Below are 21,779 nucleotides of genomic sequence, written 5' to 3'. Positions count from 1 at the left end.
CAATGTTACTTACACAGGGCATTGTAATATGTTTTACAGCATTTTTTTTCTATAAAGTTTTAACAACGCCTCCAAGACAAGAACCAGATTCTTATGAGGATAATGATGATGAATTAGTTAGAAAAAACGATTAAATAAAATACAATGAATAAGTTAAAATCCTACTTCCTGTTTTCAAGAGAACACAGAAGTGGGATTTTTTTGTTATTTGTGATTATTGTTTTTGCTCAATTGGGTTATTACTTTTTAGCTGATTATTTTGTTTCGACAAAAAATAATACAGAAGACAAAGCTTGGCTAATGGTGCAAAGCGAGATTGATAGTTTAAAAAACATTCAATTTACAAAGAAAGATACGATCTATCCGTTTAATCCTAATTACATTACAGATTATAAAGGATATAAACTAGGAATGACTATTCAGGAAATTGATCGTTTGCATGCTTATCGCAAAAAAGGAAAATTTGTAAATTCGGCAATAGAATTTCAGCAAATTACTAAAGTTTCCAATTCGTTTTTATCTAAAATTAGTCCCTATTTTAAATTTCCAGACTGGGTTAAAAATAAAGGAACTGCTACTTCTGAAAAGTTTCATAAGTTTTTACCAAAAGAAAAAGTAAAAATCATTCAAAAAGATATTAATGCAGCCTCAAGAGAAGAGTTGATTGCTGTATACGGTATTGGTGAAAAGCTTGCAGATAAAATTCTTCTCGAGAAAGAAAAGTTTGGTGGATTTGTAAGTATGGATCAGTTTCAATTTATTTGGGGAATTTCTCCTGAAGCAATTGCTGATTTAGAAAAGCGTTTTTTTGTTAAATCTCCAGAAGGAATTAAAAAAATTGCAATTAATGATTTGTCAATGAAAGAATTGGCAAAATTCCCTTATTTTAATTATGCGCTTGCAAAAGAAATTGTCGTGTATAGAACAATGAATAGCGGAATTAAAGAAATTGCGGATTTAACAAAAATTAAAGGAATGCCTAACGAAAAAATAAAAATAATCGCCTTATATTTGGAATTCTAAAAAAATATCAAAATTTTATAAAATATTTCAATTATATGAATTCAATATACTTCACAGAAGAACACCAATTATTTAGAGCTAGTTTTCGAGATTTTTTACAAAAAGAAGTTGTGCCTCACATTGAAAAATGGGAAAAAACAGGAACAATAGAACGTTTTATTTGGAAGAAATTCGGAGAAATGGGTTTTTTCGGAATAAATTATCCAGAGGCTTATGGCGGAATGAATTTGGATTTATTTTATACAGTTGTTTTTTTAGAAGAACTGCAAAAAGTAAAATCTTCTGGATTTGCTGCTGCAATGTGGGCTCATGCCTATTTAGCGATGACGCATTTAAACGCAGAAGGTGATGAAAGAATAAAACAAGACTATTTGGCTCCAAGTATTGCAGGTGAAAAAATAGGTGCATTATGTATTACTGAACCTTTTGGAGGTAGCGATGTAGCGGGTATGCGAACTACAGCTGTAAAAAAAGGTGATAGTTATGTAATAAACGGTTCAAAAACTTTTATTACTAATGGAGTTTATGCTGATTATTATGTAGTAGCGGCTAAAACAACTCCAGAGTTAGGAAATAAAGGAGTGAGTATTTTTTTAGTAGATGCAAAAACAAGCGGAATATCTGCAACTAAATTAGATAAATTAGGTTGGAGAGCTTCGGATACTGCAGAGATTGCATTTGATAATGTAGAAATTCCATTAGAAAATTTAATGGGAGAAGAAGGAAAAGGATTTCCTTATATTATGCAACACTTTGCTTTAGAGCGTTTAATTATGGCAATTAATGCTCACGCAAGAGCAGAATATGCAATTGATTATACTATAGAATATATGTCACAACGTGAAGCTTTTGGAACTACAATTAATAAATTCCAAGCATTAAGACATACTATGGTAGAACATGCAACAGAAGTAGAGCATTGTAAAGTTTTTAATTATGCTGCAGTAGCCAGATTAAATAAAGGCGAATACGTGGTTAAAGAAGCAACTATGGCTAAATTAAAATCAACAAAAGTTGCTGATGAGGCAATTTATAGTTGTTTACAGATGTTAGGCGGATACGGTTATATGGAAGAATATCCGTTAGCACGTTTGTTAAGAGATAGTCGTTTAGGTCCAATTGGCGGAGGAACTTCTGAAATTTTGAAAGAGATTTTATCAAAAATGATAATTGATAATCAGAATTATAAACCAGCAGTTAAATAATTTTTAATTTTTAATTTCTAATTCAGAATTATTTTCTACATTTGCACCCTTAACGAGAGGAGGTGTCTATATTATGTTAATTATACCAATTAAAGACGGAGAAAATATCGATAGAGCATTAAAGCGCTATAAAAGAAAATTTGATAAAACAGGAACTGTTCGTCAGTTACGTGCACGTCAAGCTTTCATTAAGCCTTCTGTATCAAATAGAGCTAAAATTCAAAAAGCTGCTTATATCCAAGGATTAAGAGACTCTTTAGAGAGTTAATATTTTTGAATAAACTATACTAACCGCTAATAAATAAAGTGTAACTTTGTTGTTAGCGGTTTTTTTATGTCTACAAATTTACAAGCATATCAGGATTATTTGGTTAAAGAGAAAAATTATTCTCCTTTAACAGTTCGCGCTTATTTAGATGATATTCAATCTTTTCAAGAATATCTTCTTGTTCAGTCTATTAGTTTGGAAGAAGTTGTTTATCCTAATATAAGAAATTGGATAGTTACTTTGGTTGAGCATAATATTTCAACTACTTCAGTCAATCGTAAAATTTCTGCATTAAAGTCGTATTATAAATTTCTATTAAAGGTGAAGCAGATTTCTGTGAATCCATTATTAAAACACAAATCTTTAAAAACAGCTAAAAAAGTACAAATTCCTTTTTCTGAAAAAGAATTATTGGATGTTTTTTCTGAAAATGAATATGCAGATGATTTTGAAGGAATTCGGAATCAATTTATAATTGAACTATTTTATACAACAGGTATTAGAAGGGCTGAGTTGATTAATTTAAATTTAAATAGTGTAAGCGAGATTCAAAAAACAATTAGAGTTATTGGGAAAAGAAATAAGGAAAGAATAATTCCTGTTTTAGATTGTACGTTAAATTTATACAAGAAGTATAAAAGTTTGCGAAATGGTTTAGAGTTAATTAGCGATAAAGAGATGTTAATTTTGTCTAAAACAGGAAATAAAGTAAGTGAATCGTTTGTTTATCGGTTAATAAATGATTACTTTAGTACTGTCTCGAAAAAAGAAAAAAAGAGTCCACACGTTCTTAGGCATTCATTTGCAACACATTTGTTGAATAATGGGGCCGATTTAAATTCCGTAAAAGAGTTGTTGGGTCATGATAGTTTGTCGTCTACTCAAATATATACGCACAGCAGTTTGGCTGAATTAAAAAAAGTATATCAGGAAGCGCATCCTAGAAATAAATAACAACTCTATTGTATAACCATTTTAATTAATTATAATTATGAAAGTTAATGTGCAAGCAGTAAATTTTAATGTAGACAAAAAGTTGATAGATTTCATTCAAGAAAAAATGGATAAATTGGAAAAATATTATGACAAAATAGTATCGTCAGATGTTTTTTTAAAGCTTGAAAATACCAGCGACAAAGAAAATAAAACGGTAGAGATAAAAATTAATGTGCCTGGAGATGATTTTGTAGTAAAAAAAACAACTAAAAGTTTTGAAGAAGGTGTTGATTTATCTGTAGATTCATTAGAGCGTGTAATATTGAAAAGAAAAGAAAAATTAAGAGAGCATCTATAAAAATAAAAAAAACATAAAAAATGTTTTGATTCAAAAATAAATTATATACATTTGCAGTCCGTTAGAAATAGCGGACTTTTTATATTTAAGTTGCCGGTGTAGCTCAGCTGGCTAGAGCAGCTGATTTGTAATCAGCAGGTCGTGGGTTCGAGTCCCTCCATCGGCTCAAGTTTTTAAGTAACTGAATGTAAAAGGTTTGGGGAGATACTCAAGCGGCCAACGAGGGCGGACTGTAAATCCGCTGACTACGTCTTCGCAGGTTCGAATCCTGCTCTCCCCACGAGATTTTGAATTTAGAGTGATGGGTTTAGTTTTTTTCTAAATTCTGACGGCTAACTTCTGAATACACAAAAGCCGGTGTAGCTCAGGGGTAGAGTGCTTCCTTGGTAAGGAAGAGGTCACGGGTTCAATTCCCGTCATTGGCTCTTAAAAAAGTTTATTTTTTGAACACTAATATATAACTAAGATTAAATTATTAAATCATGGCAAAAGAAACCTTTGATCGTTCGAAGCCCCATTTAAATATTGGAACTATCGGACACGTTGACCACGGTAAAACTACCTTAACAGCTGCAATTACTAAAGTATTAGCTGATGCTGGTTTATCAGAAGCAAAATCATTTGATCAAATTGATAATGCTCCAGAAGAAAAAGAAAGAGGTATTACTATTAATACTTCACACGTAGAATATTCTACAGCTAACCGTCACTACGCTCACGTTGACTGTCCAGGTCACGCGGATTACGTTAAGAACATGGTTACAGGTGCTGCTCAAATGGACGGTGCTATCTTAGTAGTTGCTGCTACAGATGGTCCTATGCCACAAACAAGAGAGCACATCCTTTTAGGTCGTCAAGTAGGTGTGCCTAGAATGGTTGTATTCATGAACAAAGTGGATATGGTTGATGATGCTGAATTATTAGAATTAGTAGAAATGGAAATTAGAGATTTATTATCTTTCTATCAATATGATGGAGATAATGGTCCAGTTATCCAAGGTTCTGCTTTAGGTGGATTGAATGGTGATCCAAAATGGGTTGCTACTATCATGGAATTAATGGAGGCTGTTGATAGCTGGATTGAATTACCAGTTCGTGACGTTGAAAAACCTTTCTTAATGCCAGTTGAAGATGTATTTACAATTACTGGTCGTGGAACTGTTGCTACAGGTCGTATCGAAACAGGTGTTGCTAATACAGGAGATCCAGTTGAAATCATTGGTATGGGTGCAGATAAATTAACTTCTACTATTACAGGAGTTGAGATGTTCCGTAAAATCCTTGATAGAGGTGAAGCTGGTGATAACGTAGGTTTATTATTAAGAGGTATCGCTAAAGAAGATATTAAAAGAGGAATGGTAATTGTTAAGCCAGGATCTGTTAAACCACACGCTCATTTCAAAGCTGAGGTATATATCTTGAAAAAAGAAGAAGGTGGACGTCATACTCCATTCCATAATAACTACCGTCCTCAGTTCTATGTACGTACAACTGACGTAACGGGTACTATTTCTTTACCAGCTGGTGTAGAGATGGTTATGCCTGGTGATAACTTAACAATTGATGTTACTTTGTTAAGTCCTATCGCTTTATCAGTAGGTTTACGTTTTGCTATCCGTGAAGGTGGTAGAACAGTAGGTGCTGGTCAGGTTACTGAAATTTTAGACTAATTATAAGTCAATAATAATTAAACCAGCAGTTTTGCTGCTGGTTTTTTAACATACGGGCGTAGTACAAGGGCTAGTATAGTGGTCTCCAAAACCATTGATGGGGGTTCGAATCCCTCCGCCCGTGCAAATAAAGATTAAAATGACAAAAGTAGTTAATTACATATCTGAAGCTTTTCATGAATTGAAAACTAATGTAACTTGGCCAATTTGGGCTGATGTACAACGTTTAACAATTATTGTAGCTGTGTTTTCAATTGTTTTCGCCTTATTAACATGGGGTGTAGATGAGTTATTCGTAAAAGCTCTTGAATTATTTTTTAACACTATAAAATAATACCAAGAAATGGCTGACAATAATGTGAATAAATGGTATGTGGTAAGAGCTGTAAGTGGTCAGGAAAACAAAGTTAAAGCTTACATTGAAACAGAAACAGCTAGATTAGGTATGGCTGATTATATTTCTCAGGTTCTTGTTCCAACTGAAAAAGTTGTTACTGTGCGTGACGGAAAAAAAATAGCTAAGGATAAAGTATACTTTCCTGGTTATATTATGATCGAAGCTAATTTAACAGGTGAAATTCCTCATATTATCAAATCTATCCCTGGTGTTATTGGCTTTTTAGGAGAAACTAAAGGAGGAGATGCTGTGCCGTTAAGACAATCTGAAGTAAATAGAATGTTAGGTAAAGTAGATGAGTTGTCTGTAAAAGTTGACAGTGTTGCTATACCATATAATATTGGTGAAACTGTAAAAGTAGTAGATGGTCCATTTAATGGTTTTAATGGTACTATTGAAAAAGTGAATGAAGAAAAGCGTAAACTAGAGGTAATGGTGAAAATTTTTGGAAGAAAAACACCATTAGAACTGAGTTTTATGCAAGTTGAGAAAGTATAATTTTCGTTACATATATAAATCACATCAATCGCTTCCAATTGATAGATGTGCTAAATTTTTTTAAAAATGGCAAAAGAAGTTAGTAAAGTAGTTAAACTACAAGTTAAGGGAGGTGCAGCGAATCCATCGCCACCGGTTGGACCTGCTTTGGGGGCTGCTGGGGTTAACATCATGGAGTTCTGTAAGCAGTTCAATGCAAGAACACAAGATAAACCTGGCAAAGTTTTACCAGTACAAATTACTGTGTATAAAGACAAGTCTTTTGACTTCGTTGTTAAAACGCCACCTGCTGCAATTCAATTATTAGAAGCAGCTAAATTAAAGTCTGGTTCTGGTGAACCAAATCGTAAAAAAGTTGCAAGTGTTACTTGGGACCAAATTAAAGCTATTGCTGAAGACAAAATGGCCGATCTAAATGCGTTTACATTAGAGAAAGCTATGAGTATGATTGCAGGTACAGCTAGATCTATGGGTATAACAGTAACAGGGAATGCTCCTTTTTAATCGTTAAAAGAATTAGACAATGGCAAAATTGACAAAAAAGCAAAAAGAGGCTGCAGCAAAAATTGAGAAGAATAAACTTTATAGTTTAAAAGATGCTTCTGCATTAATTAAACAAGTTGCTTCTGCAAAATTTGATGAGTCTGTTGATATCGCAGTTAAATTAGGGGTAGATCCAAGAAAAGCGAATCAAATGGTAAGAGGGGTTGTAACATTACCTCACGGAACTGGTAAAGATGTAAGAGTTTTAGCTCTTGTTACTCCAGATAAAGAAGCAGAAGCTAAAGCTGCTGGTGCAGACCACGTAGGTTTAGATGATTATCTTCAAAAAATCAAAGATGGTTGGACAGATATTGATGTAATTATCACTATGCCAGCTGTTATGGGTAAATTAGGTCCATTAGGACGTGTTTTAGGACCAAGAGGTTTAATGCCTAACCCTAAAACAGGAACTGTAACTATGGATGTTGCTAAAGCTGTTGCAGAAGTAAAAGCTGGTAAAATCGATTTCAAAGTTGATAAAACTGGTATCGTTCACGCAGGAATAGGTAGAGTATCTTTTGATGCTGATAAAATCTATGAAAATGCACACGAAATCGTTCAAACATTAATCAAATTAAAACCAACTGCAGCTAAAGGTACATATATTAAGTCTATTCACTTATCTTGTACAATGAGTCCTGCTATTGCTTTAGATCCTAAAGCAATATAATTGGTAGTTAAAAATTTTTAGTATGACTAGAGAAGAAAAATCAATCGCGATTAAAGATTTAACTGCACAGTTAGCGGATGTTAATGTTATCTATTTAGCAGACATTTCAGGACTAGATGCAGATACTACTTCAAACTTAAGAAGAGCTTGTTTTAAAGCAGGTATTAAATTAGAAGTTGTGAAGAATACATTACTTGAAAAAGCAATGGAAGCTTCTGATAGCGACTTTGGTGATTTATCAACTGTTCTTAAAGGAAATACTTCTATGTTTATTGCTGATACGGCTAATGGCCCAGCAAAAATCATTAAAGAATTTCGTAAGAAAGGTGAAAAACCACTTTTTAAAGGAGCTTATATTAACCAAGAAATTTACATCGGTGATAATTTATTAGACAGCTTAGTAGCTATCAAGTCTAAAGAAGAAGTTATCGGAGAAATCATTGGATTATTACAATCTCCTGCTCAAAGAGTTATTGCAGCTCTTAAAAATCAACCTAACAAGGAAGAAGGAGCAGAATAATAAGTACGCACAAATAAATTATATTTTTTACAAAACATTTTAAACGATAGAAAAAATGGCAGATTTGAAACAATTCGCAGAACAATTAGTTAACTTAACAGTTAAAGAAGTTAACGAATTAGCAACAATATTAAAAGATGAGTATGGTATCGAGCCTGCTGCTGCAGCTGTTGTAGTTGCTGCTGGTGGTGGAGATGCTGGAGCTGCTGCTGAGCAAACTGAATTTACAGTAGTATTAAAAGAAGCTGGTGCTTCTAAATTAGGAGTTGTTAAAGCAGTTAAAGAATTAACTGGTTTAGGTCTTAAAGAAGCAAAAGATTTAGTTGATGCTGCACCAACAAATGTAAAAGAAGGTGTTTCTAAAGATGAGGCAGAAGGTCTTAAGAAAGCTTTAGAAGAAGCAGGAGCTGTAGTTGAGTTAAAATAATTTTTACTCATTAATAAGCTAGGTTTAGGTCTTGGGAGTGTTCTCAAAGACCTAAACCATTTTGCGTATATTAAATTATTGTATTTTTTATGCGTTTTAAGGTAAACAATAACGAAGAAAAAAATTAAACTATCTTTCCTGGTTTATTTTAAAGATGTATTGTTTATTAAAAAGGAAGTATTATTAAAACAGTGTATTTACACAAAAATTACTTTTTTTAAATCAAAATTTTATCCATTGATGATTGCTAATCAGACTGAAAGATTAAATTTTGCTTCTACTAAGAACATTCCTCAATATCCAGATTTTCTAGATATTCAGGTAAAATCGTTTAAAGATTTTTTCCAATTGGAAACTAAATCTGACGAAAGAGGCAACGAAGGGCTGTATAATACCTTCATGGAAAACTTTCCAATTACGGATACGAGAAATCAGTTCGTATTAGAATTCCTAGATTATTTTATTGATCCACCTAGATATACCATCGAAGAGTGTATTGACAGAGGTTTAACGTATAGCGTTCCTCTTAAAGCTAGACTAAAATTATATTGTACTGACCCTGAACACGAGGATTTTGAAACAATCGTTCAAGATGTGTATTTAGGAACAATACCATATATGACACCTAGTGGTACATTCGTAATTAATGGTGCTGAGCGTGTAGTTGTATCGCAATTACATAGATCTCCAGGTGTATTCTTTGGACAGTCTTTCCATGCAAATGGAACTAAATTGTATTCTGCCAGAATTATTCCTTTTAAAGGTTCTTGGATTGAATTCGCTACTGATATCAATAACGTAATGTATGCGTATATTGATAGAAAGAAAAAATTACCTGTTACTACTTTATTTAGAGCTATCGGATTTGAAAGAGATAAAGATATCTTGGAAATTTTCGACTTAGCAGAAGAAATTAAAGTTTCTAAAACTGGTATTAAAAAATATGCTGGAAGAAGACTTGCTGCTCGTGTATTAAATACATGGCATGAAGATTTCGTAGATGAAGATACTGGAGAAGTAGTTTCTATCGAACGTAACGAAATTATCTTAGATCGTGATACAATCCTTGATAAAGATAATATCGAAGAAATAATTGAAGCTGACGTAAAAACTATCCTTTTACATAAAGAAGATAACAACGCGGCTGATTATACAATTATTCACAATACGTTACAAAAAGATCCAACAAACTCTGAAAAAGAGGCTGTTGAACATATTTACAGACAATTACGTAACGCGGAACCGCCTGATGAGGAAACGGCTCGTGGTATTATAGATAAATTGTTCTTCTCTGACCAACGTTACAACTTAGGTGAAGTTGGTCGTTACAGAATGAACAAAAAGTTAAACCTTGATATTCCAATGGAAAAACAAGTTTTAACGAAAGAAGATATTATTACAATCGTTAAATATTTAATCGAATTAATCAACTCTAAAGCAGAGATTGATGATATTGATCACTTATCAAACCGTCGTGTAAGAACAGTTGGTGAGCAATTATCAGCTCAGTTCGGAGTAGGTTTAGCTCGTATGGCTAGAACTATTCGTGAAAGAATGAATGTTCGTGATAATGAGGTGTTTACACCAATCGATTTGATTAATGCTAAAACATTATCATCGGTTATTAACTCATTCTTTGGAACTAACCAGTTATCTCAGTTCATGGACCAAACGAATCCATTAGCAGAGATTACACACAAACGTCGTTTATCTGCCCTTGGACCTGGAGGTTTATCTAGAGAAAGAGCTGGTTTCGAGGTTCGTGACGTTCACTATACACACTACGGAAGACTTTGTCCAATTGAAACACCAGAGGGACCAAACATTGGTTTGATTTCATCTTTAGGAGTTTATGCTAAAGTTAACGGAATGGGATTCATCGAAACACCTTACCGTAAGGTAACAGAAGGTGTGGTAGATTTACAATCAACTCCAGTTTACTTAAGTGCAGAGGAAGAAGAAGGTAAAATGATTGCTCAGGCAAACATTGAAATGGATGCAAATGGTAAAATTACTGCAGATAAAGTAATTGCACGTGAAGAAGGTGATTTCCCAGTTGTTGATCCAACTGAAATTCATTACACTGACGTTGCTCCAAATCAAATTGCTTCTATATCGGCTTCATTGATTCCTTTCTTAGAGCATGATGATGCGAACCGTGCGTTGATGGGATCTAACATGATGCGTCAGGCCGTTCCATTATTACGTCCTGAAGCTCCAATCGTTGGTACTGGTTTAGAAAGACAAGTTGCTTCTGATTCAAGAGTATTAATCAATGCGGAAGGAAACGGAACTGTTGAGTATGTTGATGCTAATATGATTACTATCAAATACGACAGAACTGAAGAAGAACGTATGGTAAGCTTTGATTCAGATGATAAAACGTATCAATTAATCAAATATAGAAAAACCAACCAAAGTACTTGTATCAACCTTAAACCTATCGTAAGAAAAGGTGACAGAGTTGCTAAAGGTCAAGTATTATGTGAAGGTTATGCTACTCAAAACGGAGAATTAGCAATCGGAAGAAACTTAAAAGTGGCGTTCATGCCATGGAAAGGGTACAACTTCGAGGATGCAATCGTAATTTCTGAAAAAGTAGTACGTGATGACATTTTTACATCATTACATATTGATGATTATACATTAGAAGTTCGTGATACTAAATTAGGTAACGAAGAATTAACTAATGATATTCCAAACGTTTCTGAAGAAGCTACTAAAGATTTAGATGAAAACGGTATGATTAGAATTGGTGCAGAGGTTAAACCTGGCGACATTTTAATCGGAAAAATTACACCAAAAGGAGAATCAGATCCTACTCCAGAAGAAAAACTTTTAAGAGCTATCTTCGGAGATAAAGCAGGTGATGTAAAAGATGCTTCATTAAAAGCGTCTCCATCTTTACACGGTGTGGTTTTAGATAAAAAATTATTTGCGAAAGCAGTAAAAGATAAGAGAAAACGTTCTAAAGATAAAGAAGACGTTGATAAATTAGAAACTGAATTTGAAGTTAAGTATACTGACTTGAAAGACAAATTAATTGAAAAATTATTTGTTATCATCGATGGTAAAACTTCTCAAGGTGTAATGAACGATTTAGGGGAAGAAGTATTACCAAAAGGTAAAAAATTCACTAAAAAGATGTTACAAGGAGTAGAAGATTTTGCTCACTTAACTAAAGGTCAGTGGACAACAGATGAGCATACCAATGCAATGGTGAACGACTTAATTCACAACTACAAAATCAAATTAAACGATTTACAAGGTTGGTTAAGAAGAGAGAAATTTACAATTACTGTTGGAGATGAATTACCTTCTGGAATTTTAAAACTTGCTAAAGTTTACATCGCTAAGAAACGTAAATTAAAAGTAGGGGATAAAATGGCAGGACGTCACGGTAACAAAGGTATTGTTGCAAAAATCGTTCGTCATGAAGATATGCCATTCTTAGAAGACGGAACACCAGTAGATATCGTATTGAATCCACTTGGAGTACCATCTCGTATGAACATCGGTCAGATTTATGAAACAGTTCTTGGTTGGGCTGGACAAAAATTGAACAAGAAATTTGCTACTCCAATTTTTGACGGTGCTACTTTAGATCAAATTAATGAATTTACAGACGAAGCTGGAATTCCAAGATTCGGTCATACGTATTTGTATGATGGAGGAACTGGAGAGCGTTTCCACCAACGTGCAACTGTGGGTGTAATTTACATGTTGAAATTAGGACATATGGTAGATGATAAAATGCACGCACGTTCAATTGGTCCATACTCGTTAATTACGCAACAACCATTAGGAGGTAAAGCTCAATTTGGAGGTCAGCGTTTTGGAGAGATGGAGGTTTGGGCACTTGAAGCATATGGCGCATCAAGTACTTTAAGAGAAATCTTGACTGTTAAATCGGATGACGTAATTGGTAGAGCTAAAACTTACGAAGCAATCGTTAAGGGTGAAACTATGCCAGAACCAGGATTACCAGAATCATTCAATGTATTAATGCATGAATTGAAAGGTCTTGGATTAGACATCAGATTAGAAGAATAATTATAGTAAACAGTCACAGTCGCAGTATGCAGTTCAATCTGAAAACTGCGACTGAAAACTGAATACTCATTATAATAAGTTTTTAAGGATTTATAACCGTAAACCGTTCCGATTTTTTATTTAAACCTTTTGGTTTTTATAATTAGCACTTCAAAATTTTAGGTTTGAAGTTTAGAGAAGTAATCCGAGTCAACAGAAAAGTAGTATGACTACAGCTGTTCAAAATCAATTTTTAATTGCAAAATAAATCAATAGTAAAAACTATGATGAATAATAGAAATAGTAAAGACAAGCAACAAATCAAAAGATTTAACAAAATCACGATAGGATTAGCTTCTCCAGAATCAATTTTAGGAGAATCTAGAGGTGAGGTTTTAAAACCAGAAACTATCAACTATCGTACTCACAAACCAGAAAGAGATGGTCTTTTCTGTGAGCGTATTTTCGGTCCAGTAAAAGATTACGAATGTGCTTGTGGAAAATATAAAAGAATTCGCTACAAAGGAATCGTTTGTGACCGATGTGGTGTTGAAGTAACAGAGAAAAAAGTACGTAGAGATAGAGTAGGTCACATCAACCTTGTCGTGCCAATTGCTCACATTTGGTATTTCCGTTCACTTCCAAACAAAATTGGTTATATTTTAGGGTTGCCTTCTAAGAAATTAGATATGATTATTTACTACGAAAGATATGTAGTAATTCAAGCAGGTATTGCTAAAAATGTTGATGGCGAATCATTACAAAGATTAGATTTCCTTACAGAAGAAGAGTATTTAAATATTTTAGATACACTTCCAATGGAAAACCAATATTTAGATGACAACGATCCTAATAAATTCATCGCTAAAATGGGTGCTGAATGTATTATGGATTTATTAGCTCGTACAGACTTAGATGAACTTTCTTATAGTTTACGTCATGCCGCTAATAACGAAACATCTAAACAACGTAAAACAGAAGCATTAAAACGTTTAAATGTTGTAGAATCGTTCCGTGACTCGAATAAAAACAGAGAAAACCGTCCTGAATGGATGATTTTGAAAGTTATTCCAGTTATCCCACCAGAATTGCGTCCGTTAGTGCCGCTTGATGGAGGTCGTTTCGCAACTTCAGATTTAAATGATTTATACAGAAGAGTTATCATTCGTAACAACCGTTTAAAAAGATTAATGGAGATTAAAGCTCCAGAAGTTATCTTAAGAAACGAAAAACGTATGTTACAAGAATCTGTAGATTCATTATTTGATAACACACGTAAAGCTTCTGCTGTTAAAACAGAATCAAACAGACCATTAAAATCATTATCTGATTCATTAAAAGGTAAACAAGGTCGTTTCCGTCAAAACTTATTAGGAAAACGTGTAGATTATTCTGCTCGTTCAGTAATTGTCGTTGGACCAGAAATGAAATTGTTCGAATGTGGTTTGCCAAAAGATATGGCTGCTGAACTATACAAACCATTCGTTATTCGTAAATTAATCGAAAGAGGAATTGTTAAAACAGTTAAGTCGGCTAAGAAAATTATCGACAAAAAAGAGCCAGTTGTATGGGATATACTTGAAAACGTAATTAAAGGTCACCCGGTATTACTTAACCGTGCTCCTACGTTACACCGTTTAGGTATTCAAGCATTCCAACCTAAGTTAATTGAAGGAAAAGCAATCCAGTTACACCCATTAGTATGTACGGCGTTTAATGCCGATTTCGATGGTGACCAGATGGCGGTTCACTTACCATTAGGACCAGAAGCTATTTTAGAAGCTCAATTATTAATGTTGGCGTCTCACAATATCTTGAATCCTGCAAATGGTGCTCCAATTACAGTACCTTCTCAAGACATGGTTCTTGGTCTTTATTATATGACCAAAGAGCGTTTGTCTACACCAGAAATGAAAATTTTAGGTGAAGGTTTAACTTTCTATTCAGCTGAAGAAGTAAATATTGCTTTGAATGAAGGAAAATTAGAATTAAATGCTAGAGTGAGAATTAGAGCAAGAGATTTTAATGAAGAAGGTGAATTAGTTTATAAAATTATTCAAACTACAGCAGGTAGAGTATTATTTAATGAAGTAGTACCTGAAGCTGCAGGATATATTAATGAGGTATTAACTAAGAAATCACTTCGTGATATTATTGGTAAAATCTTAGCGGTTACTGACGTTCCTACAACAGCAGCTTTCTTGGATAACATGAAAGATATGGGGTACAAGTTTGCATTCCGTGGTGGATTATCATTCTCATTAGGTGATATTAGAATTCCAGAACAAAAAACGCAGTTAATCGCTGATGCTCGTGAGCAAGTTGACGGAATTTCAATGAACTATAGCATGGGTCTTATTACTAATAACGAACGTTACAACCAAGTTATTGATATTTGGACTTCTGCGAATGCTCAATTAACTGAGTTAGCAATGAAAAATATCCGTGAAGACCAACAAGGTTTCAACTCGGTATATATGATGCTTGACTCTGGAGCAAGGGGTTCTAAAGAACAAATTCGTCAGTTAACTGGTATGCGTGGTTTGATGGCTAAGCCTAAAAAATCTACTGCTGGTGGTGGTGAAATTATCGAAAACCCAATTTTATCGAACTTTAAAGAAGGTCTTTCTATCCTTGAGTACTTTATTTCTACTCACGGTGCTCGTAAAGGTCTTGCGGATACCGCTCTTAAAACTGCCGATGCTGGTTACTTAACTCGTAGATTACATGATGTATCTCAAGATGTTATTGTAAACTCTGTAGATTGTGGTACTTTAAGAGGTATTGAAGTTTCTGCTTTAAAGAAAAACGAAGAGATTGTTGAAACTTTAGGAGAAAGAATCTTAGGACGTGTAGCTTTACAAAATGTAGTTAATCCACTTGATAATGAAATTTTAATTCATGCAGGTGAGCAAATTACAGAAGCTATTGTTAAGAAAATTGAAGTATCTCCAATAGAAAGAGTAGAAGTTCGTTCTCCATTAACTTGTGAAGCTACAAAAGGTATTTGTGCTAAATGTTATGGTAGAAACTTAGCTACTGGTAAAATGACTCAGAAAGGTGAAGCAGTTGGAGTTATTGCAGCGCAATCAATTGGTGAGCCAGGTACACAGTTAACACTTCGTACGTTCCACGTTGGAGGGGTTGCTGGAGGTATTTCTGAAGAATCAAATATTGTAACTCGTTTTGCAGGTAGATTAGAAATTGAAGATTTAAAAACAGTTAAAGGTGAAGATGCTGAAGGAAACACTGTTGATATCGTAATTTCTCGTTCTACTGAATTAAAATTAGTTGATGCTAAAACAGGTATTTTATTAAATACACACTATATTCCTTACGGTTCAAGTATTTTTGTTAAAGACGGAGACGTTGTTGAAAAAGGTACTGTAATTTGTAAATGGGATCCATATAATGGAGTTATTGTTTCAGAATTTACAGGAAAAATTGCTTATGAAGATTTAGAACAAGGACAATCGTTCTTAGTTGAAATCGATGAGCAAACAGGTTTCCAAGAAAAAGTAATTTCTGAAGGTAGAAATAAAAAATTAGTTCCTACTTTATTAATTTATGGTAAAGATGGCGAATTAATTCGTTCTTACAACTTACCAGTTGGAGCTCACCTTATGGTAGATAATGGAGAGAAAATTAAAGCCGGTAAAATTTTAGTAAAAATTCCACGTCGTTCTTCTAAAACTGGCGATATCACGGGAGGTTTACCAAGAATTACCGAGTTATTAGAAGCTCGTAACCCATCTAACCCAGCGGTAGTTTCTGAAATTGACGGTGTTGTAACATTCGGAAAAATCAAAAGAGGAAATAGAGAAATTGCTATCGAGTCTAAATTTGGCGAAGTAAAGAAATATTTAGTAAAACTTTCTAACCAAATCTTAGTGCAAGAGAATGACTACGTGAAAGCAGGTACGCCACTTTCTGATGGTGCAATTACTCCAGAAGATATTTTAAGAATTCAAGGACCATCTGCTGTTCAACAGTATTTAGTAAATGAAATTCAAGAAGTATACCGTTTACAAGGGGTAAAAATCAATGACAAACACTTTGAAGTGGTTATCCGTCAAATGATGCGTAAAGTAAGAATCGTAGATCCAGGAGATACATTATTCTTAGAAGATCAATTAGCGCATACAAGTGATTTCCTTGTTGAAAACGACAAATTATACGGAATGAAAGTGGTAGAAGAAGCAGGTGACTCTGAAAATTTAAAACCAGGTCAAATTATTTCTCCACGTCAGTTAAGAGATGAAAATTCGTTATTAAAACGTAATGATAAAAACTTAGTAGAAGCTCGTGATGTTATTACAGCAACTGCTACTCCAGTACTTCAAGGTATTACGAGAGCATCGTTACAAACGAAATCATTCATTTCTGCGGCATCGTTCCAGGAAACAACTAAAGTATTAAACGAAGCTGCTGTTGCAGGTAAAGTAGATACATTAGAAGGATTGAAAGAAAATGTTATTGTAGGACATAGAATTCCAGCTGGTACAGGTATGAGAGACTATGACAATATGATAGTAGGTTCTAAAGAAGAATACAATGATTTAGTGGCTGCTAAAGAAGAATTTAATTACTAAGAGTAGCGCTATTCTAATACTTAAAAACCTAACAAATTAATTTTTGTTAGGTTTTTTTTTAATCAAAATTATACTTAATCTTGTAATAGATTTAGTTCATCACTTAAACCAATTTAAAAATCCAATAAAGTCAAAAAGTATAAACTCCTATGGCTTATATGTTTTAAAATAAATAATTAACTTAAATGAGGAGATTACTTCGCTCCTCGTAATGATAAAAATATGGAAAACAACAACCAACAAGGACAAATAAACATTGAATTAGACGAAAAAACAGCAGAAGGAATTTATTCTAATTTAGCAATTATTAATCATTCAAATTCTGAGTTTGTTCTAGATTTTGTAGCTATTATGCCAGGAGTACCAAAAGCTAAAGTAAAATCTAGAATTGTATTAACGCCACAACATGCAAAGCGCTTGTTAAAAGCTATGGCCGAAAACATTAGAAGATTCGAAAGTCAGCACGGAGAAATTTTGGAAGGCGAAACACCAAATATTCCATTAAATTTTGGACCAACAGGTCAAGCATAATTTTTTTGTTTGTTAACCTGAACTTGTTTCTGTTTTTTAAGGCGAAACAAGTTTAACTTGACATTTTTATATCATTTGTATAATGAACTTAGTTAAAGTAAATATATCAGATCTTCCTATTATCATCGACTTAACCAAGAAAATTTGGCCCATAGCTTATGGTAAAATTATTTCCATAGCGCAATTAGATTATATGATTGATAAGTTTTACACAGAAACCGCTTTGGGTGAATTAATGCAAAAAGGGCACGTTTTTTATTTGGCACAAGACGATGATGACAAGTACGTAGGTTTTGTTTCCTATGAAATTAATAGCAAACCCAACAAAACCAAAATCCACAAAATTTACGTGTTACCCGAAACCCAAGGCACTGGTTTAGGACGACAGTTTTTTGAGCTCGTAAAAATAAAAGCTATAGAACAAGACCAAAAATACATTTTTTTAAACGTAAATAAATTCAATCATGCCATACATTTTTATACTAAACTAGGTTTTACAAAAGTAAAAGACGAAGTGATTGATATTGGAAACGGTTATATTATGGATGATTATGTGATGGAAGTAGCGATTATGCAATAACTCAATTATTTTTTCGTTATTCTATTGTTTAATTTTTTTTCATAACTATCAAAATAAACTATTTGAAAAATCTAACAATTGTACTTTGTATTTTATTTAGTCTAGCATTGTCTGCGCAAGAATTCAATCCTAAAATAATAACTCTTTCACAAAATCCCGAAATCACTGATTTTAGTTTTTTAAAAGAAGAATTAAAAGATGTTCAAGTGGTTATGCTTGGAGAAAATACGCATTTTGATGGAAATGTTTTTGAAATGAAAACTAAAATCGTTCAGTATTTACATCAAGAAATGGGTTTTAATACTATTGCATTTGAATCTGGAATTTATGATGTGTGGAAAGCTCAAAAAAGTATTAGTGAAGGGCAAAATGTAAAGGAAGCACTATCAAATTCTTTGTTTTCTATTTGGGCAAAAAGAAACGAATTTCAAAGTTTTATCGAGTTTTATAATCAGAAAAAGAAAAATTTTAAAATTTTCGGTTTTGATTATCAGATTACGGGTAATAATGGAAATGTCTTATTAGCTAAAGATTTATTTGAATATGCTAAAAAAATCAATCATAAAATAAAATTTAAACAAGAAGATTTTGAGTTGCTTTTAGAATCGATGACTAATTCTGGTATGTTTGATGAAGAAGATATTTCTTATGAGCAATTTAAAACCGAATTAACATTATTCAAATCTAAAATTAGCCAACAAAAAGATTCTGAAGAAAAGTTTTATTGGAATCAAATTGTAAAAAGTCTTTTAGAGTTAGGTAATGATGCTATTTCAAAAGAAGAGATTTTAAGTACTTTCAGTACAACTTCATTTGATAATATTCGTGATAAACAAATGGCGGATAATTTATTAGCTTATTTAAAACAAAATCCTGAAGCTAAGATAATTTGTTGGGGAGCCAATGCGCATTTTGCAAATAATATAAGTTCAATTACTGAGCCTATATTGAAAGAGTTTGTGCCAATGGGTTCTTACATAAAAAAAGAACTTAAAAACAAAGTGTACAGTTTAGCTGCAGTAACGGCTGAGGATTCAATTTATCTTCAAAATAAATGGTATGAAACATCAATTAAAAATCACTCATTTGAGTATTTTTTAAAAGAAAAAAATACTTCTCCACACATTTTTATTTCTTCAAACCAAAGCAGAATGCAAATTTTAGCATGGAACAGACTTTTTAGCCCGATTACCTTTGTTGAAAGCAAATTGAATGAGTTGCATGATGGTTATCTCTATTTTAGAAGCGTTACACCTTCTACTATAATAGATTCAGATGATGAGAATAAAGTTTTTAAAACTAAAAATATACATACGGCTAAACTATCAGAGTCTAATGATGATGAAATTAAGAAAACGGAATTAAATGAAGTTGTCATTTATGGAAAAAGAACGGCTTATCAGGTTATGAAAAATGTGATAGAATCTTTTGAAAGAAACTATCCTGATAATCCATTTAGTTCTGAGATGAAAACAAATATTCAAGCCAAAGTTTCAAATGTTACATATCTCGATTTTGATTTTATTGCCGAACAATATGATTTAGGTTATGTAAATCATATTAATAGAAGTACAAAGAATGTTAAAGAACTGAGGTGGAATAAGAAAGGTGATTTTTTATCAGAAAGTTTAAGAGAATATCATGGTTTGGTGTACAATTGTCCAATAAAATATGCCCCTTTTTTGAAAAAAGGAAAGTTTAAGAAATTTATTTTTCAAATTGAAGAAACTAAGATGTACAACAACGAAGAAGTCTTTGTGATTAATTTTTCATCGCCAAGAAATCATTCCACTTTTACAAGACGCGTTTTCTTAAGTGACTATTCAGGATATTTGTATGTGAATAAAAAAGATTTTGCCATTGTAAAGATTTTTGAAAATTGGTCAGTAACCGAATTTCCAGAACAGTTTAGAGAAGGATTTCATCTTAAAAATTCGTTGTCAAAATATACTTCAAAAGAGTTTAAAAACGAATCCATGCTTACAGATTTTACTAAGATTGGCGAATACTATTTCATTACACAATCTACAAGTGTTTTATCCGGTAATGTTTATAACAATGCAGTTGATAAAGAAGAATTTGAAATAATAGTAAATTCAAATTGGAAGGATTTTAACATTCAAAATCCTAAACTAATAAAAAATAAGGATGAAGAACATTTATTTGAAAAAGTGAAATATAATGTTGATTTTTGGAATAATATGAAGTTTTAAAAACTATCTATTTCGCTCCCCATAATTCCTCTTACCCGTAAATTTACCTTTATTACTTGGTAAACTTGCTTCTTCGGTTTTGCTCGAAGGCTCAATCAGTTTGTTTAATTCTGTTATTTCCGCATCGGTAAGGTTACGATATTTTCCTTCGGCAACATCTAATGAAATGTTAATGATACGCGTACGTTTTAAAGCAGTTACTTCGTAATCTAAATATTCACACATTCTACGAATTTGTCTATTTAAACCCTGCGTTAAAATAATGCGAAACACAAATTTACTAATATGTTCTACTTTACATTTCTTGGTAATCGTTTCCAAAATCGGAATTCCGTTTGCCATTCGTTCAATAAATCGGTCAGTAATTGGATGGTTTACAGTTACAATGTATTCTTTTTCGTGGTTGTTACGCGCACGAAGAATTTTGTTTACAATATCGCCATCATTCGTCATAAAAATCAAACCTTCACTGGCTTTGTCTAAACGACCAATAGGAAAAATACGTTCGGGATATTTTATAAAATCAATAATATTGTCTCTAACATCTAAGTTAGTCGTACACTCAATTCCTGCAGGCTTGTTGAATGCCAAATAAATTGGTTTTTCTGTGCGTTCCTGAATTAATTTACCATTCACACGAACTTCGTCGCTAGATATTACTTTGGTTCCCATTTCCGGAACCTTTCCGTTTATGGTAACTCTTCCTTGCTCAATCAAACGATCGGCTTCTCTGCGTGAACAAAAACCAGTTTCTGATAAAAACTTATTAATTCGGGTTGCATTTTCTTCCATGATGCAAAGATAAGTTTTTTTAGTGATTAGTGAATAGTGATAAGTAATTAGTCGATTTGGTTTCGTTACATAAAATTTCATTACAAGTTTTAAAAAAGTAAAATATCTCAGTGTATTTCTTTCTATTACAATCAATCCCAAAACTTCGGGACAAAAAACGCTATGAATCTCAGTGTAATTAACCGCAAAAGAGCGCAAAGTTTTTGTCTTAAAAGCTTTTAATAGTAAATGTCTTGGTGTATCTCTTTTCAACACAATCAATCCCGAAGCTTCGGAACAAAAAAACTCTGTGAAACTCTGTGTAATTTAACCACAAAGAGCGCAAAGTTTTTGTCTTAAAAGCTTATGATAGTAAATGTCTCGGTGTAACTCTTTTCAACACAATCAAAATAAAAAAAACTCTATAAATCTCTGTGTAATTTAACCACAAAGAGCGCAAAGTTTTTGTCTTAAAAGCTTATGATAGTAAATGTCTCGGTGTAACTCTTTTCAACACAATCAAAATAAAAAAAAACTCTGTGAAT

Annotated in this window: 19 protein-coding genes and 4 tRNA genes; 22 read left to right on the top strand and 1 reads right to left on the bottom strand. The window is 32.9% G+C overall.

Annotated features, from left to right (window positions below; all coding sequences use genetic code 11):
- Positions 1 to 2: 2 nt before the first annotated feature.
- The 22 genes from GFJ99_RS13880 (at position 3) to GFJ99_RS09095 (ending at position 20,463) form a co-directional block, all read left to right on the top strand.
- Positions 3 to 134, top strand: coding sequence for a hypothetical protein (locus GFJ99_RS13880; protein WP_255473856.1), 132 nt, complete (start codon positions 3 to 5; stop codon positions 132 to 134).
- Between the two features lie 10 nt (positions 135 to 144).
- Positions 145 to 1,023 carry a helix-hairpin-helix domain-containing protein gene (locus GFJ99_RS09195; RefSeq protein ID WP_153208444.1) on the top strand — a complete coding sequence of 293 codons (879 nt, stop codon included), beginning with the start codon at positions 145 to 147 and terminating at the stop codon, positions 1,021 to 1,023.
- A gap of 35 nt (positions 1,024 to 1,058) precedes the next feature.
- Positions 1,059 to 2,228 (top strand): acyl-CoA dehydrogenase family protein, encoded by a 1,170-nt coding sequence (locus GFJ99_RS09190; RefSeq protein WP_153208443.1) that lies wholly within the window; start codon positions 1,059 to 1,061, stop codon positions 2,226 to 2,228.
- 73 nt (positions 2,229 to 2,301) lie between these two features.
- Complete coding sequence (gene rpsU / locus GFJ99_RS09185; RefSeq protein ID WP_008256580.1) at positions 2,302 to 2,496, top strand: 30S ribosomal protein S21; 195 nt, start codon at positions 2,302 to 2,304, stop codon at positions 2,494 to 2,496.
- A 66-nt stretch (positions 2,497 to 2,562) separates the two neighbouring features.
- On the top strand, positions 2,563 to 3,450 hold the full coding sequence (locus GFJ99_RS09180; protein WP_153208442.1) for a tyrosine-type recombinase/integrase: 888 nt from the start codon (positions 2,563 to 2,565) through the stop codon (positions 3,448 to 3,450).
- A 37-nt stretch (positions 3,451 to 3,487) separates the two neighbouring features.
- Positions 3,488 to 3,790 carry a ribosome hibernation-promoting factor, HPF/YfiA family gene (hpf, locus tag GFJ99_RS09175; protein ID WP_008256582.1) on the top strand — a complete coding sequence of 101 codons (303 nt, stop codon included), beginning with the start codon at positions 3,488 to 3,490 and terminating at the stop codon, positions 3,788 to 3,790.
- A 92-nt stretch (positions 3,791 to 3,882) separates the two neighbouring features.
- A tRNA-Thr gene (locus GFJ99_RS09170) sits at positions 3,883 to 3,956 on the top strand.
- 32 nt (positions 3,957 to 3,988) lie between these two features.
- A tRNA-Tyr gene (locus tag GFJ99_RS09165) sits at positions 3,989 to 4,070 on the top strand.
- A gap of 73 nt (positions 4,071 to 4,143) precedes the next feature.
- A tRNA-Thr gene (locus GFJ99_RS09160) sits at positions 4,144 to 4,215 on the top strand.
- Between the two features lie 57 nt (positions 4,216 to 4,272).
- On the top strand, positions 4,273 to 5,460 hold the full coding sequence (gene tuf, locus GFJ99_RS09155; RefSeq protein ID WP_153208441.1) for an elongation factor Tu: 1,188 nt from the start codon (positions 4,273 to 4,275) through the stop codon (positions 5,458 to 5,460).
- Positions 5,461 to 5,512: 52 nt separating this feature from the next.
- Positions 5,513 to 5,584: transfer RNA gene (locus GFJ99_RS09150), tRNA-Trp, on the top strand.
- A gap of 15 nt (positions 5,585 to 5,599) precedes the next feature.
- Entirely contained in the window at positions 5,600 to 5,794 is a 195-nt protein-coding gene (gene secE / locus GFJ99_RS09145; RefSeq protein ID WP_153208440.1) for a preprotein translocase subunit SecE, read from the top strand.
- Between the two features lie 9 nt (positions 5,795 to 5,803).
- Entirely contained in the window at positions 5,804 to 6,355 is a 552-nt protein-coding gene (nusG, locus tag GFJ99_RS09140; RefSeq protein WP_153208439.1) for a transcription termination/antitermination protein NusG, read from the top strand.
- A gap of 66 nt (positions 6,356 to 6,421) precedes the next feature.
- Positions 6,422 to 6,859: a 50S ribosomal protein L11 gene (gene rplK / locus GFJ99_RS09135; RefSeq protein WP_008256586.1), complete on the top strand. Its 438-nt coding sequence runs from the start codon at positions 6,422 to 6,424 to the stop codon at positions 6,857 to 6,859.
- Positions 6,860 to 6,878: 19 nt separating this feature from the next.
- Complete coding sequence (gene rplA / locus GFJ99_RS09130) at positions 6,879 to 7,568, top strand: 50S ribosomal protein L1 (protein WP_153201553.1); 690 nt, start codon at positions 6,879 to 6,881, stop codon at positions 7,566 to 7,568.
- 22 nt (positions 7,569 to 7,590) lie between these two features.
- The gene (gene rplJ / locus GFJ99_RS09125; RefSeq protein ID WP_008256591.1) at positions 7,591 to 8,088 is read left to right on the top strand and encodes a 50S ribosomal protein L10; all 498 of its coding nucleotides are present in this window, start codon (positions 7,591 to 7,593) and stop codon (positions 8,086 to 8,088) included.
- Positions 8,089 to 8,143: 55 nt separating this feature from the next.
- Positions 8,144 to 8,515, top strand: coding sequence for a 50S ribosomal protein L7/L12 (rplL, locus tag GFJ99_RS09120; RefSeq protein WP_008256592.1), 372 nt, complete (start codon positions 8,144 to 8,146; stop codon positions 8,513 to 8,515).
- 240 nt (positions 8,516 to 8,755) lie between these two features.
- Entirely contained in the window at positions 8,756 to 12,568 is a 3,813-nt protein-coding gene (rpoB, locus tag GFJ99_RS09115) for a DNA-directed RNA polymerase subunit beta (protein ID WP_008256593.1), read from the top strand.
- A 263-nt stretch (positions 12,569 to 12,831) separates the two neighbouring features.
- Positions 12,832 to 17,139: a DNA-directed RNA polymerase subunit beta' gene (rpoC, locus tag GFJ99_RS09110; RefSeq protein WP_153208438.1), complete on the top strand. Its 4,308-nt coding sequence runs from the start codon at positions 12,832 to 12,834 to the stop codon at positions 17,137 to 17,139.
- Between the two features lie 222 nt (positions 17,140 to 17,361).
- The gene (locus GFJ99_RS09105; RefSeq protein WP_153208437.1) at positions 17,362 to 17,670 is read left to right on the top strand and encodes a DUF3467 domain-containing protein; all 309 of its coding nucleotides are present in this window, start codon (positions 17,362 to 17,364) and stop codon (positions 17,668 to 17,670) included.
- Positions 17,671 to 17,752: 82 nt separating this feature from the next.
- Positions 17,753 to 18,250 carry a GNAT family N-acetyltransferase gene (locus tag GFJ99_RS09100; RefSeq protein WP_153208436.1) on the top strand — a complete coding sequence of 166 codons (498 nt, stop codon included), beginning with the start codon at positions 17,753 to 17,755 and terminating at the stop codon, positions 18,248 to 18,250.
- Positions 18,251 to 18,312: 62 nt separating this feature from the next.
- Complete coding sequence (locus GFJ99_RS09095; RefSeq protein WP_153208435.1) at positions 18,313 to 20,463, top strand: erythromycin esterase family protein; 2,151 nt, start codon at positions 18,313 to 18,315, stop codon at positions 20,461 to 20,463.
- A 3-nt stretch (positions 20,464 to 20,466) separates the two neighbouring features.
- On the opposite strand, the gene rluF is transcribed toward GFJ99_RS09095, so the two are convergent.
- Positions 20,467 to 21,255: a 23S rRNA pseudouridine(2604) synthase RluF gene (rluF, locus tag GFJ99_RS09090; protein WP_153208434.1), complete on the bottom strand. Its 789-nt coding sequence runs from the start codon at positions 21,253 to 21,255 to the stop codon at positions 20,467 to 20,469.
- Between the last annotated feature and the right edge of the window lie 524 nt (positions 21,256 to 21,779).

The sequence above is a fragment of the Flavobacterium sp. LMO6 genome (assembly GCF_009495795.1).
Lineage (GTDB): Bacteria > Bacteroidota > Bacteroidia > Flavobacteriales > Flavobacteriaceae > Flavobacterium.
The sequence above is the reverse complement of the archived record's forward strand: the minus strand, read 5'-3'. Positions and strand labels throughout refer to the sequence as shown.

What these genes read in the sequence shown, in the direction of transcription:
- rluF (WP_153208434.1), bottom strand. Translation starts at nt 21,255, where the DNA reads ATGGAAGAAAATGCAACCCGAATTAATAAGTTTTTATCAGAAACTGGT.
- rplA (WP_153201553.1), top strand. Translation starts at nt 6,879, where the DNA reads ATGGCAAAATTGACAAAAAAGCAAAAAGAGGCTGCAGCAAAAATTGAG.
- rplL (WP_008256592.1), top strand. Translation starts at nt 8,144, where the DNA reads ATGGCAGATTTGAAACAATTCGCAGAACAATTAGTTAACTTAACAGTT.
- rplK (WP_008256586.1), top strand. Translation starts at nt 6,422, where the DNA reads ATGGCAAAAGAAGTTAGTAAAGTAGTTAAACTACAAGTTAAGGGAGGT.
- GFJ99_RS09105 (WP_153208437.1), top strand. Translation starts at nt 17,362, where the DNA reads ATGGAAAACAACAACCAACAAGGACAAATAAACATTGAATTAGACGAA.
- nusG (WP_153208439.1), top strand. Translation starts at nt 5,804, where the DNA reads ATGGCTGACAATAATGTGAATAAATGGTATGTGGTAAGAGCTGTAAGT.
- rplJ (WP_008256591.1), top strand. Translation starts at nt 7,591, where the DNA reads ATGACTAGAGAAGAAAAATCAATCGCGATTAAAGATTTAACTGCACAG.
- GFJ99_RS09190 (WP_153208443.1), top strand. Translation starts at nt 1,059, where the DNA reads ATGAATTCAATATACTTCACAGAAGAACACCAATTATTTAGAGCTAGT.
- GFJ99_RS09100 (WP_153208436.1), top strand. Translation starts at nt 17,753, where the DNA reads ATGAACTTAGTTAAAGTAAATATATCAGATCTTCCTATTATCATCGAC.
- tuf (WP_153208441.1), top strand. Translation starts at nt 4,273, where the DNA reads ATGGCAAAAGAAACCTTTGATCGTTCGAAGCCCCATTTAAATATTGGA.
- GFJ99_RS09180 (WP_153208442.1), top strand. Translation starts at nt 2,563, where the DNA reads ATGTCTACAAATTTACAAGCATATCAGGATTATTTGGTTAAAGAGAAA.
- secE (WP_153208440.1), top strand. Translation starts at nt 5,600, where the DNA reads ATGACAAAAGTAGTTAATTACATATCTGAAGCTTTTCATGAATTGAAA.
- GFJ99_RS09195 (WP_153208444.1), top strand. Translation starts at nt 145, where the DNA reads ATGAATAAGTTAAAATCCTACTTCCTGTTTTCAAGAGAACACAGAAGT.
- GFJ99_RS13880 (WP_255473856.1), top strand. Translation starts at nt 3, where the DNA reads ATGTTACTTACACAGGGCATTGTAATATGTTTTACAGCATTTTTTTTC.
- rpoC (WP_153208438.1), top strand. Translation starts at nt 12,832, where the DNA reads ATGATGAATAATAGAAATAGTAAAGACAAGCAACAAATCAAAAGATTT.
- rpsU (WP_008256580.1), top strand. Translation starts at nt 2,302, where the DNA reads ATGTTAATTATACCAATTAAAGACGGAGAAAATATCGATAGAGCATTA.
- rpoB (WP_008256593.1), top strand. Translation starts at nt 8,756, where the DNA reads ATGATTGCTAATCAGACTGAAAGATTAAATTTTGCTTCTACTAAGAAC.
- hpf (WP_008256582.1), top strand. Translation starts at nt 3,488, where the DNA reads ATGAAAGTTAATGTGCAAGCAGTAAATTTTAATGTAGACAAAAAGTTG.